The organism is Candidatus Poriferisodalis sp. (genome assembly GCF_965205175.1).
Lineage (GTDB): Bacteria > Actinomycetota > Acidimicrobiia > Acidimicrobiales > Poriferisodalaceae > Poriferisodalis.
On the sequence record NZ_OZ242038.1, the window covers coordinates 122,540 to 137,694 of the forward strand.

Genomic DNA, 15,155 nt, shown 5'->3' on the forward strand with positions numbered 1-15,155 from the left:
CCAAGTCCGCGGGCTGAAACCACGCCACGAGTTGACAGCATGTCGATCGACGAATGCTCTTCGACAGAAAGGACCGCCGCACCATGCCGACGTATCAGTACCGCTGCACGGATTGCGGACAGTCCTTCGAGCGCTACCAGAGCTTCTCCGACGATCCCATCACGGTGTGCCCGCTGCCCGCAGTCTCGCTGCCTCGCCGTGGCGACGCGGTTCACGAGGCTCTAGCCAACGACAAGACCGCAGCGACTTGCGGCGGCGAGGTCCGCAAGATCTTCTCCAACGTCGGCATCAGCTTCAAGGGCAGCGGCTTCTACCGCAACGACAGCCGAGCGTCCTCGAAGTCGTCATCGGGCTCGTCCACATCCAAGACTGCGGGCGAGTCGTCAAGCGATTCGGTCAGCGACTCACCGAGCAGCACATCGACTTCCTCCGACAGCGTCTCATCGGCCAGCGCGTCGAGTTCGACCGTGGAAGCCGCCTCGGCGTCAGGCTGACGCCTCCAGCATCGAAACCAGCCCGCAGCGGCGCGCGCCGCTGCGATGGCTTCGCGAGGAGGCTCTCATGGCGTTCATCTCACAGCCGTTCATGTCACAGCTCAGTGACCTCTGGCGACGCCGACCCAACGCGGTGCACTGGACCGCAGTCGGCGCGGTCGCGTTCGTGGCGCTGGTGCTCGTCGCCGGTGCAACCGGCAATGCTCGCTCGGCTGCGGAGGCATGGGGCACGTCCGTGCGAGTGCTGGCGGCGCAGCGGCCCTTGGCAATCGGCAGCTCGGCACAAGAACATGTCGATCTCATCGACGTTCCCGCTCATCTCGTGCCAGCCGGTGCGCTGACCAGCACTGTCGGCCTCGGCGAACTCACCAGGGCAGTCCCGGCGGGCGCCATGCTCAGCGAGCTGGACTTCAACCCCGCATCCGGAGTGTCACCGGGGCGCAGGGGCATCGGCATCAGCGTCGTGCAGCATGCGCCTGACGTGAAGCCGGGCACTCCGGTGGAGCTCATGCTGTTCGCGGACATCGATCCGTTCGAACCCTCCGCAGGCCACCAGAGCGCGGAGCGCGTACCCGCCCACGTGCTCGAGGCATCCCGCGAGGGATGGTTCGTCGAGATCGAACCCACCCACCTCGACGCTGTGGCGCGGGCCAGCGCCACAGGAGTGGTCGTGCCGATCGTGCTCAGCGCAGACCGCTGATCGCCGCTGCGGCAACTACTGCTGCGAGCGCGACGCGGTAGCCGGCGAACGGCGCGAACGGCGACGAACCCCGGCGGGCGCCGACCCGAGCCAGCAGTCGGACCATGGCGGCAACTCCTGCCCACGAAGACACCGCTGCACAGATGCCGCCGACCACGAACATCTGCAGATGCGTTCTCGTCGGAGCAGCATCCGCGAGCGTCGCAAAGCGGTATACGCCCGCTCCGGCGATGAGCGGCAAGCTCATGAGGAATGCCAGCCGCGCCGATGCGGCTCTGTCGAAGCCAAGCCGCCGCGCGGCCGTGATCGTCACGCCTGAACGACTGACGCCCGGCAGCAGCGCCGCTGCCTGCGCGAGGCCCATGGCGAGAGCGTCGCGCAGCCGGTAGGAGTCCTGCGATCGCTGCGCGCCACGCTCGTGCGCTGCTGCATCGGTCCTCCACAGCAGCCAGCCGAAGCCCGCCAGCAGGCCCGCTATCAGCAGTGGCTGCTCCGCGAGGCCGAGCAAATGTCCCTGCGCAGCGACACCCACGACGGCTGCGGGAACTGCCGACACCCCCAAGCTGACGGCAATCGACGCTTCGCGCTGGACGCGGCCGCGCACGGCGCGCCAGAGCGCCGCGCCGTAGCAGGCGATGTCTGCCCGCAGGTAGGACGCGGCCCCCGCGAGGGTGCCCACATGCAGAGCTATGTCGAAGGCGTTCTCCAGCTCGCCGTCATCGCCGAACAGGTCCCATCCGGCCAGCCACGGCACCAGCTCCAAGTGTGCGCTCGACGAGACGGGAAAGAACTCCGTCAGTCCCTGCAGCAGGCCGAGCAGGATCGCGACGGCCCAATCCGGCGTAGCACCTTCCGGCATCGCACCGGCGCCTAGTCGTCGTTCCCCACCGAAGGAACGATGCGCGGCTTCCAGCGACGGGGCGGGTCGTAGTGATGACCGACCGCTCTGCCCTGGCGCATCGACCACAGAAAACCGGCAGGATCGTCGTTACCGAAGTCGGGCATCTCCAAGTACGCGCCCCCAAGCGCCTCGGCGACATGTGCGTCGCTGCCCGCACCGGGCGCCAGGCCGTGTTCGCACGCGTAGCGGGCCGCTTGTGAGTTGAGGCTGGACAGGCTCGTCTTTGCATTGAGCACCTCGATGCCGTCGACCAGACCTTCGCCGACCAGCTCGTCGAGCACGTCGCGGCGCAGATTGTTGCGGAGCGGATCGAACGGGTGCGGGATGTAGACCAGCCCGCCTTGGGACTTCACGGCCCGTGCCGCCGCTGCCGGCGCCAAGCCCTGCGGCACACGTTCGGTCAGGAACAGCCCGATGATCTCGCCTGCGTGGGTCTTCATCTCCTCGCCGACGACGACGCGCGCATCCAGCTCGTCCTGCAAGCGCTGGGCGCCGCGCACGGCGTTGTGGTCGGTGATGCACACCACGTCGATGCCGCTTTCGGCGAGGCACGTCGCGAACTCGTCCGGCGTCGTCGTCGAGTCGCCCGACCACATCGTGTGCGTGTGGAAGTCGACACGCACCCAGCCCGCCGGGCAGTCCTGCGCGAGATGGGGATGACGTTCGAGGGCTGCCGGCGCAGCAGGACGCGGCATCGCTCACACCCCGGAGAGCGCGACATCCGCAATGACGATCGGCGGCATCGAGGTACCGCCGGTCAGTCGCTCGGCGGTCGCGCCGATGCCGCTGATCCCCAGCAGCATCCGCTGCAGCGTCGATGCAATGGTCGCTTCGCGGAACGGCTCAGCCAGCTCGCCGCCCGATATCCGGTGCCCCCAAGCGCCGACGGAGAAATCGCCGCTCGTGGGATTCACGCCGCTGTGCAACCCGCTGACGCCACGCACCAGCACGCCTTCCCCGAGAGACCCGTACAGCGCTTCGTCGGCGAGGTCGCCGACGGCAACCGCGGGCGCATGGGTACCCACGCCGGGCACCGACCGCGTGCCGCGTACCGCCGAACCCGTGGACACCGTGGCGGATCGGCGCGCCGTGTACGCATTGTGCAAGAAGCCGTCTAGCACGCCCGCGGAGATCAACTCGTTGCGGCGGGCAGCAAGCCCCTCGCCGTCGAAGTTCGCTGCTGCCAGCGTCGTCGGGTCCGTGGGATCGTCGAAGAGGTGGAGCCGCTCGTCGGCGATGCGCTCGCCGACGCGGTCCGCGAACGGCGAGCGTCCCTTCAGCACGCTGTCCGCAGCCAACGCTCCGGCGACCACGGCAATGAACGCCGCTGCGACGGACGGCGCCAGTACCACCGTCAAGCGCTTGCTGTGCGGCTTGGTCGCCCCCAGCTGCCCGAGTGCCTGCTCCGTCGATTCGGTGACGACTCGGTCGAAGTCCAGCTCGTCGGGCCGCCACGCAGCATCGCCGGCGTAGCCGATCTGCGTCTCGTGCCCGTCGGTGGCGAGGGGCTGCGCGCCGATGGAGCAGCTCGCGTGCTCGGATTGCACGCAGATGCCGGCGCTCGACGCCAGCACCGATTGCGACCATCCGTCGCTCCATGCAGCAACTCGCACGCCGGAGATACGCGTATCTGCAGACAGGCAGCGCCGTTCGAGGTCGATCGCCGCGGCGATCTTGTCGGCATCGGACACCCGCGCCACGGCGGCATCGCACAGATCCAGACTCGGCGGCACCACGCCGTCGGGCTCGGCAAGCCCTTGATGGGGATCAGGCTCGCCGAAGGTTGCATTGCTGCGGGCGGCGCTCAGCGTCTCAGCCACCACGTCGACGTCCAGCGAGCCGGCCGATGCGAAACCCTGACGGCCGTCGACGATGATCCGCACGCCGATCGCTGCGCTGTGTCCCGAGCGAAGCGACTCGATCTCGCCGTTGTACGCGCGCACCGTGGTCGAACGCCCCGTCGACACGCAGACCTCGACCTGCTCGCTTCGGCGGGCGCGTCCGCACACCTCCTGAGCGATCCGTGCCAGCTCGTCGGCGTCGTCTCGGCCGTTCCGCAGTCGTTCGCTCACGCGTGATCGAACCGCCTAGCCGGCGGTGCCCCCCACCGTGAGCGCGCGCACGCGCAGCGTGGGCTGACCGTCGCCCACAGGCACGCCCTGGCCGTCCTTGCCGCAGGTGCCGGGGCTTCCCATCGCAAAGTCGTTGCCGAGGGCATCGATGTCGAGCAGCACTTGGGGTCCGTTGCCGATCAGATTGCCCTCCCTCAGCGGGGCCGTGATCACACCGTCCTCGATGAGGTACGCCTCGGTCATGCCGAACACGAAGTCACCGGTCGCCGTGTTGACCTGGCCGCCCCCGAGGTGCGCCACATAGACGCCCCACGGCGTGTCAGCGACGATGTCGGACGGGTCGACCGAGCCGTTGGTGACGAACGTGTTGGTCATCCGGACCATCGGCAGATGCATGTAGCTCTGGCGTCGGCCGTTGCCCGAGGGGGCTCGGCCGTCGTCGCGGCTGCGCAGCCAATCCCACATGTAGTCGGTCAGGACGCCGTCGCTGATCAGCTCGTTGCGCTGGGTGGGATGACCCTCGTCGTCGATGGCCAATGCGCCCCACTCGGGCGCCATCGTGCCGTCATCGACCAGTGTCACGCCGTGGGCGGCGACTTGAGCGCCAACCCGACCAGCGAACACCGACGCTCCCTTGCGCACCAGATCGGCCTCCAGGCCGTGGCCGCACGCCTCGTGGAACAGCACTCCTCCCCCGCCGCGTGCGATGACCACAGGAACTTCGCCGCTCGGCGCCGGACGGGCCGAGAGCTTGGTGACCGCGCGGCGAGCGGCTCGTTGCGCGAGTTCGGCGGGGTCGCAGTCGTCGAACAGTTCCCACCCGACCGTGTAACCGACCGTCTCGCGTCCGGTCTGCATACCGCCGTCGCCGCTCGCTACGCAACCCACCGAGAACAGCGTCCGCACCTGGTCGTCGCCGGCATACACGCCGTCGGTGTTGGCAACCAGGATCCGCCGACGGCTCTCGCCGTAGCGGGCAGTCACCTGCGTGACCGATTCGTGGGTCGACCGGGCGGCTTCGTCGGCGGCGCGCAACAACGCGACCTTGCGTTCGGCACCGACGCTCGAGGGCAGCACAGCCGCTCGGGTCGCAGCCAGATCGACCTTCGGGAGCGGGCTCATGGCGACGATTCCGCCCAGCGCCTGCGTGGACGCCACTGCCGCAGCCGTGCGAGCGGCGTCCGTGAGTCCTCGGGCACTCAGGTCCGACGTGTGTGCGTAGCCCGTGGTGTCGCCCGCAGTGACCCGAACGCCGACGCCACGGTCTCGGCCGGAGTTCATCTCTTCCACTCGGCCCTCGTCGAGCACGATGCCCGCTGACTCTCGGTCCTCGGCGAACAGCTCTGCCCATTGGCCGCCGGCGTCCAGTGCCGCCCTGAGCATCGTGTCGACGAGGTCGAGGTCGAGAAGCGGCGCGGAGGTCGCGCTCATGGCGCCGGGCTCGTCGGGGTTGGGCGTTTCGGCGCTGGTCGTGTCAACGCTGAGCTTGTCAGCATTGCGTGAGAGTCGGTACTGCGTGGTATGTCGCTGCGTGTCATGGGCTGCCAAGGGTGTCGAGCGTCTGTCCGGTCAGGACATGGGCGATCAAGGCGCGGGCGGTCACGGCATGGGCCGCGGCACGACCGTGCATGGGCGCGCTGTTGTCACACTATTGTGCGAAGCCACGTGAACCGCTTAGGGATTGCATCAAGGATTGACGCACGCCACGGGACTGCTCGCAACACCCCAAGGCTCAGGCGACGCGGAAGCGCTGCCTGAGTGTCCCGCCCGCAGAGCCTCGTTGCAGCGTCACGCGCGTGCGCGGCCGTCGTAAGGCGTCACACGGCTTCGCATCTCGCACGCAATGCGCTGAGCCTCGCCGTCAGCGCCGGCCTGCTTGCTTGGCTGATCACGGTCAGCCGCGAAGAACTCTCATCGCTGGAGGTGGGCTCCAAGAGTGCTGCTGCTGCATGGCTAGTCGCAGCAGCAGGCGCCATGGCATGTGCCTTCGTCATGGCCTCGGTGCGGTGGCGTCACGTCGCGCACACGCTCGACGTCGAGGCGTCAGGGCGGACGATGCTCTCGATCTACTTGGCCGCGCAGTACGTCGGGAACTTCTTGCCCACCACCATCGGCGGCGACGTTCTGCGCGTCAACCGTCTCGGGCGCATCTGCGGCAGCCGGGCCAACGCGTTCGCTACCGTCATCATCGAGCGACTCACCGGCTGGATCGTGCTGCCTGTGCTCACGCTCGCAGCGCTGACCGCTCAGCCGGGCCTGCTGCGCCACAGCGGGGGAAGAGTCGCCGGCGGGCTGGCGCTCGGCACGCTGGTTGTCCTGGCGTTCATTGTCTGGTTTGCCGAGCATCCCCGCGGTCTGGGCCGGCTGTCCGGCGGCACCCACGTCCGGGACTGGCTGGGCGCCGTGCATACCGGGCTGAGCGTGATGCGACGCCACCGACGCGCCGCTCGGCGCATCCTGGGCATCGGATTTGCCTATCAGGGCCTGCTGGTGGCGGCGACCGCGCTCGCGGGCGCAGCCATCGGCGTCAACCCCGGCTTGATTGCATGGCTGGCGTTCACGCCCATGGTGCTGATCGCGCAGAATATGCCGTTCACCATCGGTGGGCTCGGAGTGCGCGAAGGCGCATTCGTGCTGTTCCTGGACGCGCACGGAGTCAATGAAGGTCAAGCGGTGCTTCTCGGCCTGCTGCTCTACGCTCTGACGCTGCTGGTCAGCCTGTCCGGTGCCCCGGCACTCGCACTCGGCGGTCGCAGGCATCGCATCGCGGGACTCGCACGAGCACCCGCCGGACGCTGAGCAGCGGCGCTCAGTAACCTCGCGCCGCGAATGCACCTCGCCAAGCTCACCAGCCCAGCTGACCTGCGAGCGCTGGACAACTCGCAACTCGCCGAGCTTTGCGCCGAGATCCGCCATTTCGTGGTGCAGGCCGTCTCACAAACCGGCGGACATCTCGGCTCGAACCTCGGCGCGGTCGAACTCAGCGTGGCCTTGCACCGGGTCTTTGAGTCGCCCCGCGACGTCATCATCTGGGATACCGGCCATCAGGCGTACGTTCACAAGCTCATCACCGGCCGACGCGACGGCTTCGAGCGACTTCGCCAGCGGCACGGCCTGTCGGGATACCCCAGCATGTCCGAGTCGCCTCACGATGTCGTCGAGAACAGTCACGCATCCACCTCGCTGAGCTGGGCATCGGGCCTCGCCGCCGGATTCCGGCTCACCGGCCACGAGCATCGGCGCGTCATCGCCGTCATCGGCGACGGCGCCATGACCGGCGGGATGGCCTTTGAGGCACTCAACAACCTCGGCCACTACGCCCAGCGAGCGCTGATCGTGCTCAACGACAACGGCCGCTCCTACGCCCCGACCATCAGCCGGCTCTCGACAGTGATGTCGCGGCTGCGACAGTCTCCCCACTACGTGCAGGGCCGTCGAGTCGTCGACCACATGCTCGACCGAGTGCCGCTGGGCGGTGGTGTGCGCCGCAGCCTGGACAGCGCGGCCGCCGCGATGCGCGAGATGTGGGAACCGCCGGCGTTCTTTGAGACCCTCGGCGTGCGCTACGTCGGTCCGGTTGACGGACATGACATCGCCGCCATGGAATCGGCCTTCCGCGACGCCGGCGCCTACGTGGACGGCCCCATCGTCGTCCATGTCGTCACCCAGAAGGGGCGCGGCTACGCCCCTGCGGAACACGACAACGAGAAGCACCTGCACGACATCGGACTGTTCGATCCCGCCACCGGCAGCTCTGCCGCGGCGTCGGCTGCGGCGTCTCGAACTGCGCCGGGGCCTGCGGCGTCGGACCGTCACGGCGTGCCGGCCATGCGCGACTACACCGCAGCATTCACCGAAGCGCTGGTGGCAGCAGCACGACGCGACCGTGACATCGTGGCGATTACCGCAGCGATGCCGGGATCTACCGGACTGCTGCCGTTCCAGCGAGCGTTCCCGGACCGTTTCTACGACGTCGGCATCGCTGAGCAGCACGCGCTCACGTCTGCTGCGGGCATGGCCCGCGCCGGTCTGCGGCCGATCGTTGCGGTGTACTCGACGTTCTTGGCGCGGGCCTTCGATCAGGCGCTCTACGACATCGGTCTGCACCGGTTGCCGGTCGTGTTGTGCGTGGATCGCGCCGGGATCACCGGCCCCGACGGCGCTTCCCATCATGGCCTCTACGACATCGCGATCTTCACTCGCATTCCGGGCATGACCGTGTTCGCTCCGTCGAGTCCCGACGAATTGCCGCTCGCGTTTGCGCACGCTTTGGAGATCACCGATGGGCCTGTGGCGATCCGCTGGCCGCGGGGCAAGGGCCCCGTTTCGGCATTGGCTGCGTCACCCGATGCCCCGGTTTCCCCCGGCATGCGCTTGCATGCGCTCCAGCACCGTGCGGGCCCAGATGCCTGCATCCTGGCCGCAGGCCAGACGTTCGGCGCAGCCACTGATGCAGCCGAACTGCTGAGCGCGGAGGGCATCGAAGTCTCGCTGTGGGATCCGCGCGTGATCAAGCCGCTCGATCGCGCCATGCTGCTGGACGCAGCCGCGCATCCGCTGGTGGTGACCGCGGAGGACGCCGTTCGGGTGGGCGGTTTCGGCAGCCTGGTCAGCGATGCCTTGCAGCAGCTGGACGCATCGACCGTGCCGCGCGTTGCACAGCTTGGGACTCCCGATGCGTACTTGCCTCACGGGTCCGCCGACGAACTGCGCGCCGAGGTCGGACTCGATGCCGCAGGGATCGCAGCATCGGTGCGCAAGACTCTCGCCCGGATCGCCGCCTGAGGCGGCCGGTCGCGGAACCGTCGGCGGTGCTAGCCCAGCTCGGTGCCAGCCGAGCCCTGCGTTAGCCCAGCTTCGTGCTAGCCCAGTTCTGAGCCGACAACGGAGACAAAGCTCACCGCGGCCCCGGGTTGTCCGCCCAGATTGTGCGTCAAGCCCAGCGTCTTGCCCTGCTCGGTCACCGACGGGATCTGCCGCTCAGGCGGCGCTTGGCCCCGTAGCTGCAGCCAGCACTCGAAGAGCATCCGCAGACCGGAAGCGCCGATCGGGTGGCCGAAGCTCTTGAGACCGCCGTCGGGGTTGACCGGAAGGTCGCCGTCGAGGTCGAACGTGCCGGCCATGGCCTCCTTCCAGCCCAAGCCACGCTCGGCAAAGCCCAAGTCCTCCATCAGCACCAGCTCGGTGGGCGTGAAGCAGTCGTGTACCTCAGCCATCGCAATCTGCGAGCGGGGGTCGGTGATGCCGGCCTGCTTGTAGGCCTCCGCAGCCGACGCCTCCACCTCACGGAACGTGGTGTAGTCGTAGGTGCTGTCCAGCGCACCGGTCGCGGGACCGGAGGCGAAGCTGAGCGCCTTGATGTACAGCGGATTGTCGCAGTACTTGTGAGCGTCGGATGCCCGCACCAGGATCGCCGCAGCCGATCCGTCGCTGACGCCCGAGCAGTCGAAGATGCCCAGCGGGCCCGCGATCAACGGCGAACCTGCGATGGTCTCCTTGGCGACCTCCTTACGGAACTGCGCCCGCGGGTTGAGCGCTCCGTTGCGGTGGTTCTTCCAAGCGATACGGGTGAGGACTTCCTTCATGGTCTCGGCGTCCAAGCCGTACTTGTGGGCATATGCCGGCGCCAGCAGGCTGAACATGGCCGGCGCAGTCAGCGCCGAGTCGGTGCCGTCGCTGGGCGGCCGAGCGCCCGTCAGACCGGAGTAGCCGGAGTCCTTCAGCTTCTCGACGCCGATAGCCATCACCATGTCGTACGCACCAGAGGCGACCGCGTACGCCGCGTTGCGGAAGGCTTCAGAACCGGTGGCGCACATGTTCTCGAGCCGTGTGACGGGCTTGTAGTCGAGCTGCAGCGGCTTGGACAGGGTCAGGCCCGAGACCCCCGAACCCATGGTGCCGAGCCAGAAGGCGTCGATGTCGTCTTGAACGACACCGGCGGATGCGTACGCCTCGTGGGCAGCGTCGGTGAGCATGTCATCGACGCTGCGATCCCAGTGCTCGCCGAACTGGGTGCAACCCATGCCGACGATCGCGACCTTGTCGCGGATTCCGTGTGAACTCATGTCTGCCTGCCTTGGTATTGGGTGGTGTGCCTGTTTGGTGATGTCCTACCGGAAGAATCGAGCGGCGAGCTGTCCGGCCGCCCGCGCAGCGCACGCACGGACTGGCAGCGCACGCACGGACTGCCTGGCGCTGCGGTACTTGCGCTGCGACCACACTAGTGCCTAGCACACTCGCCTGTCGCAATGCTGCGCAGAACCCGCCGGGCAGGACTCGCCGGCCGTGGCGGCTGAGGACGCGACACAACCACGCGTGCGCTGTTGTGCCGCAGCATCAGCCGGCAGCAGGGCGTGCCTTCCAGAAGTAGTTGTGGATGCCTTCCGCGCTGTACAGCCGTCGGAACGTCATCTCGACGCGGTCGCCGATCTTCACCTGACCCGGATCGACGTCGGTCATCTCTGCCTGGAAGCGGCCACCGCCGTCGTAGTCGATGACCACCGCCACCACCGGCGGCGACAGCGAGAACGCCAGGCGGTCCACCGTGAACGTGGCGATCGTGGCCAGCACGTCCGCCATGCGGATGCGCTCCATGTCGTCCACGGCGCCGCCTTCCATCGAGACCCGCATCGGCGGCAGGTGGATTGCGCCCGACGCGCGGTCACGCGAGCCGACGAACGCGTACTTCCAGTCTTCGGCACGAAACGCCGGCGGCGCTCCGGGACGGTCCGGGTCCGGACGCCGCGGCGGTTCGCGGTCGAGAAATCCGCGCCACGTCAAGAACTTGTTGTAGTCCAACGCGTCGTTGCCACGATCGATCTGCGAGCGCACCGGCGCGAACGGCGTGTGATCGGAGATGGCATCGGTGGTGCGCAGCACGTCGGCCGTCGCACCGTCGGCGAGATGGACGAGCAGGATCGTCTCGCCTGGCCCCGCCTCGTCCAGCATCGATGCCAGCACCACTCCGGCGTGCGCTGTGCCCGTGTTGCCGATCTCGCCGGTCAAGTCCGGCACCAGCTTGTCGCCGGCGAACCGCGACAAGCCGCGCACTGCCCGCGCGTGCAGGCCCACGATGGCGATCTTGTCGATGTCGTCGAGTCCGACGCCGGCGTCGGTCAGTGCCCGTTCGACGGCGTCGTTCGCCAGCGGCAGGTAGACCTGCTCGCCGAAGCGCTCCTCCCAAATGCGCGAGAAGGCGTCGCCCGGCTGACGGTAGCGATCGGTGAACTCGGCGGTTGCCGCTGCCCCGCCGAGCCACCGGCACAGCACCGGCGAGCCTGCGGCCTCCTCGTCGCCGGCGAACACGAAGGCGGCTGCACCGTCGCCGCCGCCTGCTTCGTCGCTGCTCGTCGGGCGACCGGTGCGCAGATCCGAAGCGATCGCCAGATTGGTGCCGCGGCTTGCCGAAGCGAGCGCCCACACGGCCTCAGACGAGCGCGGCGCACCGCCGACATCGACGGCCCACGACGACTGGGGCAAGTCCAACGCGGCGTGGATCGCGGTGGCGTTGGTCTTGTCCATGTAGGCAGGATTGGCAGTGGAGAACAGCACGGCGTCGGGCACCACGGCGCTGCCGCGCAGCGCGTTGCGCGCCGCCTCGACGCCCATCGTCGTCGTGTCCTCGTCGAAGCCGGCCACAGCCCGATGCCCGCGCCCGCCGCCGGCACCCATGGCCGCAGCGATCTTGGATCGGTCCAGCCTCCAGTAGGGCACGTATGCCCCGTACGCAATGATGCCTCGTCCCATCGTCGGTTCTCCCGTCGTTGCCTGCGCTTCGGTAGCGGCCACATGCCTCGCATGCATGTTCGGCAGTTCGGCTTGGCATAGCGCGATGCGCGGTCGTCCGCCCCAGAGCCTAAGCGTCGAACATCGTCGTTGCCCGATGCCGGCTGGCACGACCGACCGCGGCCGTGAGATCCGATGCCATGTCACTCGCAGGTTCTAAGGTCAGGGCTGATGTCGAAACCCCGCTTGACCATTGGGCATCTGAAGAGACGGGCTGCCGCATTCGCCGCGGAACTGACTGCGAATCCGATAGCCGATCTCTTCGGTGTGACCGACGGCAAGGCTGTCGGTAGCTACGTCGAACATCGGTTCCGAGCATTGCTCCAGGAGAACTACGAGGTCGAAATCGGAAACACCGCGAGGGGCATCGACTTTCCGAGGCTGAGAGTGGACCTCAAGGTCACCTCATCTCGTCAGCCGCAATCATCATCACCGTTTCGGGATGCCGCGCAAAAGATCTACGGACTCGGACACAGTCTCTTGGTCTTCGTGTACGAGAAGTCCGACGACATAAGCCGACGAGTGGCCAATCTCGTCATCCGCCACGTCATCTTCGTGAGCGAGCAATACACATCTGACTACCAGACGACAGCCGGCATCAGATCGATCATCGACCAAGGCGGCAACGAGGAAGATCTCGATGCGTTCTTTCAAGAGAGAAATCTACCGCTCGATGACATCGGCAGGCGCAATCTAGCAAACAGAGTCCTCAAGCAGGCACCCGAAATCGGTGTTCTGACGATATCTAATGCACTGCAATCGAGACTACAGTACGCGCGAGCTATCGATACCGCAGAGCATGGTACAGTAAACGGTGCGGAGGAGCGTCGGTGATGAACCGTGAACTCGGAGACTGGCAAACACCTGAAAGATTCGCCCAAGCTGTTGTCAGCTGCCTCGTCCGAGAGGGAATCCAGGCAAGTCGTGTGCTTGAACCGACCTGCGGCGAAGGTGCGTTCATCAAGGCAGCACTGCCGCTCGACGCACAGATCATCGGACTAGAGTTGCAGGACAGACACGTTGCGACCGCTCAAGCGCGATATGGAGCCGAACGTGATGTGAAGATTGAGCAGTGCAATGCTTTTTCTCTGCTATTGTCTCGTATCGAGTGGCAACGGCAAGGGCCACTGCTCATACTCGGGAACCCGCCTTGGGTGACAAACTCTGAACTCGGACGCACTTCAAGCAATAATGTACCGGCAAAATCAAATCTTAAAGGACTCTCCGGCATTGATGCGATCAGTGGTGCGTCAAACTTTGATATCGCTGAGTATGTCGTTTTGAAATGCCTCAGCGAAACCGCCGCTGAGGATCCAACGCTGGCCATGCTCGTCAAGACCTCTGTTGCTCGCAGAGTGCTGGAGTTTGCATTCTCACACGACTGGCCGGTCGCAAAGGCGGTTATTCGCAAATTTGATGCCAAATTGGTGTTCGGTGCTTCGGTAGATGCTTGTCTACTGATGGTGAATATCGATAGAAGCCGGCAGCCCACTTACCGGGTCCCAGTCTATGCATCTCTCGAAGCCACAGAGCCTGACTCTGTCATAGGCCTCAACGATAAGGGTCTGATTGCAAATGTCCACAAGTATCGGCCTGTCGTTGAGGCAGACGGCCGGTGTCAGATTGAATGGCGCCAAGGCGTCAAGCACGATGCTGCGAGAGTGATGGAACTCTCCGCTCATGGTGACAACTCGCACACGAACGGCTTCGGCGAGACTGTAGAGATCGAACCAGAATTCGTGTATCCGATGATGAAATGCACCGATCTTGCGCGCGGTCGTGACCCGCAACGCTTCGTCATCATTACACAGCGCCGACCAATCGATGACACTCGGCGGCTGAAGGTCAGCGCGCCGCGGTTGTGGCGTTATCTGCAACGCCATACCGACACCTTCGCAGCTCGACGCAGCAGCATCTACAGAAAACGACCCGAATTCTCCATGTTCGGTGTAGGCGACTATAGCTTCACCGACTGGAAGATTGCGGTGTCGGGACTTCACAAAGTGCCCCGGTTCCGATTGATTGGTCCTCATGGCCAGCGGCCGGTCATCTTGGACGATGCTTGCTATCTTCTGGCGTGCGGGTCAGAGCAGCAGGCTCGCCTCATTCATAGCTTGCTCACAACACCTTCATGTGAGCAATTGCTGGCTTCTCTAGTGTTTTCCGACGCTAAACGACCGATCACGAAGCGGCTACTGCAGCGTCTCGATCTTCGAGCACTGCTCAACATCGCAGCAGGATACACGCAACCTGTAGGCGGACTTGAAGCCACGCTACTTTGCACCAACGACCAGCCGGAATTGTCGTTTGCTTGAACTACTGTAGCCGTTGGTCGTGTCGGCGCCGAGCCTGACGTAATGGCCGTATTGCTTGCTGATGCGACCACTCGCCGGCTGGAATTCTCTTTCGTAAGTCCGGGATTCGACCTCCTGACCGATGAAGCGCCTGTTCCTCGACTCTGACCAGCTAGCCAGCGGGTACGACGCGGTAGGCCTCTGCTAAGCGGCCTTGCCCCAGTCCGCCCGCTTGGGCAAGCTCGGCGCACCACTGCCGGACGCGTTGACTCATATCGTCGAACTGAGCGATCTGGCTGCGGTGTTCCCGCAGGGCTGCGATCTTGCGCTCGAACGTGTCGGTGATGTCGATGTAGCGGTTCGGCGTCGTGCCGATCAGCCAGATCTCACTGACGCTGTGCGGCTGATGGCCTTCGTCCAGGAGCTCCGGGAACGCGCGCGGATTGCGGGAATCCGGGTACACCGCCGCCAAAGCAGCCGTCGCCGTGGCCAGATGATCGGGATGGGAGATGTAGATGCGATCCCAGTCGGGAATCGATGTCTGGCACAGCACGACGTCGGGTCGCTCGATGCGGATCACGCGGGCGATGTCCCGCCGCAGGCTCAGGTCCGCCACGACCATGCCGTCGCGGTGACCGAGCCAGTGCAGCTCGCCAACGCCCACCTGCGCTGCTGCAGCGGTCTGCTCGGACTCCCTCATTGCTGCCAGCTCGCCGGGCGAGTGGGACAGGTCGTCGCCTCCGGCTTCTCCGCTGGTCGCCAGACAGTAGGCCACCTCACATCCGGCCGATGTCAGGGCAGCAACGGTTCCTGCCATGCCGAAGTCGATGTCGTCGGGATGAGCCACCACGATGAGCGCCCGCTGCGGAGCGTCGATCAAGCCCTCACCGGTGAGGATCATGCCCATTG

Annotated in this window: 13 protein-coding genes; 6 read left to right on the forward strand and 7 right to left on the reverse strand. The window is 66.1% G+C overall.

Features of this window, described 5'->3' with window-relative positions; genetic code table 11:
- Positions 1-83 precede the first annotated feature (83 nt).
- Both ACOGI4_RS00545 and ACOGI4_RS00550 read left to right on the forward strand, forming a co-directional pair.
- Positions 84-494 (forward strand): FmdB family zinc ribbon protein, encoded by a 411-nt coding sequence (locus tag ACOGI4_RS00545; RefSeq protein WP_419842011.1) that lies wholly within the window; start codon positions 84-86, stop codon positions 492-494.
- Between the two features lie 67 nt (positions 495-561).
- On the forward strand, positions 562-1,194 hold the full coding sequence (locus ACOGI4_RS00550) for a hypothetical protein (RefSeq protein ID WP_419842012.1): 633 nt from the start codon (positions 562-564) through the stop codon (positions 1,192-1,194).
- Here the strand turns inward: ACOGI4_RS00550 and ACOGI4_RS00555 are convergent.
- Genes ACOGI4_RS00555 through ACOGI4_RS00570 form a run of 4 tightly spaced genes read right to left on the reverse strand, consistent with a single transcriptional unit; the run spans position 1,178 to position 5,598 of the window.
- The gene (locus tag ACOGI4_RS00555) at positions 1,178-2,053 is read right to left on the reverse strand and encodes an undecaprenyl-diphosphate phosphatase (protein WP_419842013.1); all 876 of its coding nucleotides are present in this window, start codon (positions 2,051-2,053) and stop codon (positions 1,178-1,180) included. The two genes, ACOGI4_RS00550 and ACOGI4_RS00555, sit on opposite strands and share 17 nt — an antisense overlap.
- A gap of 11 nt (positions 2,054-2,064) precedes the next feature.
- Positions 2,065-2,790, reverse strand: coding sequence for a PHP-associated domain-containing protein (locus ACOGI4_RS00560; RefSeq protein WP_419842014.1), 726 nt, complete (start codon positions 2,788-2,790; stop codon positions 2,065-2,067).
- A gap of 3 nt (positions 2,791-2,793) precedes the next feature.
- Positions 2,794-4,167: a TldD/PmbA family protein gene (locus tag ACOGI4_RS00565; protein WP_419842015.1), complete on the reverse strand. Its 1,374-nt coding sequence runs from the start codon at positions 4,165-4,167 to the stop codon at positions 2,794-2,796.
- A 15-nt stretch (positions 4,168-4,182) separates the two neighbouring features.
- Complete coding sequence (locus ACOGI4_RS00570) at positions 4,183-5,598, reverse strand: TldD/PmbA family protein (RefSeq protein ID WP_419842016.1); 1,416 nt, start codon at positions 5,596-5,598, stop codon at positions 4,183-4,185.
- Between the two features lie 327 nt (positions 5,599-5,925).
- On the opposite strand from ACOGI4_RS00570, the gene ACOGI4_RS00575 reads away from it, so the two are divergent.
- Positions 5,926-6,966, forward strand: coding sequence for a lysylphosphatidylglycerol synthase transmembrane domain-containing protein (locus tag ACOGI4_RS00575; protein WP_419842017.1), 1,041 nt, complete (start codon positions 5,926-5,928; stop codon positions 6,964-6,966).
- A 30-nt stretch (positions 6,967-6,996) separates the two neighbouring features.
- The gene (dxs, locus tag ACOGI4_RS00580) at positions 6,997-8,952 is read left to right on the forward strand and encodes a 1-deoxy-D-xylulose-5-phosphate synthase (protein ID WP_419842018.1); all 1,956 of its coding nucleotides are present in this window, start codon (positions 6,997-6,999) and stop codon (positions 8,950-8,952) included.
- A gap of 77 nt (positions 8,953-9,029) precedes the next feature.
- Here the strand turns inward: dxs and ACOGI4_RS00585 are convergent, their stop codons facing one another.
- Both ACOGI4_RS00585 and ACOGI4_RS00590 read right to left on the reverse strand, forming a co-directional pair.
- Complete coding sequence (locus ACOGI4_RS00585; protein ID WP_419842019.1) at positions 9,030-10,232, reverse strand: acetyl-CoA acetyltransferase; 1,203 nt, start codon at positions 10,230-10,232, stop codon at positions 9,030-9,032.
- Positions 10,233-10,503: 271 nt separating this feature from the next.
- Entirely contained in the window at positions 10,504-11,913 is a 1,410-nt protein-coding gene (locus ACOGI4_RS00590; protein WP_419842020.1) for an OB-fold domain-containing protein, read from the reverse strand.
- Between the two features lie 210 nt (positions 11,914-12,123).
- Here ACOGI4_RS00590 and ACOGI4_RS00595 point away from each other — a divergent pair, with 210 nt between their 5' ends.
- Together ACOGI4_RS00595 and ACOGI4_RS00600 are read left to right on the forward strand one after the other, a co-directional pair.
- Positions 12,124-12,786 (forward strand): restriction endonuclease, encoded by a 663-nt coding sequence (locus tag ACOGI4_RS00595; RefSeq protein WP_419842021.1) that lies wholly within the window; start codon positions 12,124-12,126, stop codon positions 12,784-12,786.
- Positions 12,786-14,267 carry a class I SAM-dependent methyltransferase gene (locus ACOGI4_RS00600; protein ID WP_419842022.1) on the forward strand — a complete coding sequence of 494 codons (1,482 nt, stop codon included), beginning with the start codon at positions 12,786-12,788 and terminating at the stop codon, positions 14,265-14,267. Before ACOGI4_RS00595 ends, ACOGI4_RS00600 begins: the two co-directional genes overlap by 1 nt.
- 151 nt (positions 14,268-14,418) lie before the next feature.
- Here ACOGI4_RS00600 and ACOGI4_RS00605 read toward each other — a convergent pair whose 3' ends face one another.
- Positions 14,419-15,153: a PIG-L deacetylase family protein gene (locus ACOGI4_RS00605; RefSeq protein WP_419842023.1), complete on the reverse strand. Its 735-nt coding sequence runs from the start codon at positions 15,151-15,153 to the stop codon at positions 14,419-14,421.
- Positions 15,154-15,155: the final 2 nt, after the last annotated feature.

Coding starts and splice junctions, on each gene's coding strand:
- ACOGI4_RS00545 (WP_419842011.1), top strand. CDS start 84: ATGCCGACGTATCAGTACCGCTGCACGGATTGCGGACAGTCCTTCGAG.
- ACOGI4_RS00550 (WP_419842012.1), top strand. CDS start 562: ATGGCGTTCATCTCACAGCCGTTCATGTCACAGCTCAGTGACCTCTGG.
- ACOGI4_RS00555 (WP_419842013.1), bottom strand. CDS start 2,053: ATGCCGGAAGGTGCTACGCCGGATTGGGCCGTCGCGATCCTGCTCGGC.
- ACOGI4_RS00560 (WP_419842014.1), bottom strand. CDS start 2,790: ATGCCGCGTCCTGCTGCGCCGGCAGCCCTCGAACGTCATCCCCATCTC.
- ACOGI4_RS00570 (WP_419842016.1), bottom strand. CDS start 5,598: ATGAGCGCGACCTCCGCGCCGCTTCTCGACCTCGACCTCGTCGACACG.
- dxs (WP_419842018.1), top strand. CDS start 6,997: ATGCACCTCGCCAAGCTCACCAGCCCAGCTGACCTGCGAGCGCTGGAC.
- ACOGI4_RS00585 (WP_419842019.1), bottom strand. CDS start 10,232: ATGAGTTCACACGGAATCCGCGACAAGGTCGCGATCGTCGGCATGGGT.
- ACOGI4_RS00590 (WP_419842020.1), bottom strand. CDS start 11,913: ATGGGACGAGGCATCATTGCGTACGGGGCATACGTGCCCTACTGGAGG.
- ACOGI4_RS00595 (WP_419842021.1), top strand. CDS start 12,124: ATGTCGAAACCCCGCTTGACCATTGGGCATCTGAAGAGACGGGCTGCC.
- ACOGI4_RS00600 (WP_419842022.1), top strand. CDS start 12,786: ATGAACCGTGAACTCGGAGACTGGCAAACACCTGAAAGATTCGCCCAA.
- ACOGI4_RS00605 (WP_419842023.1), bottom strand. CDS start 15,153: ATGGGCATGATCCTCACCGGTGAGGGCTTGATCGACGCTCCGCAGCGG.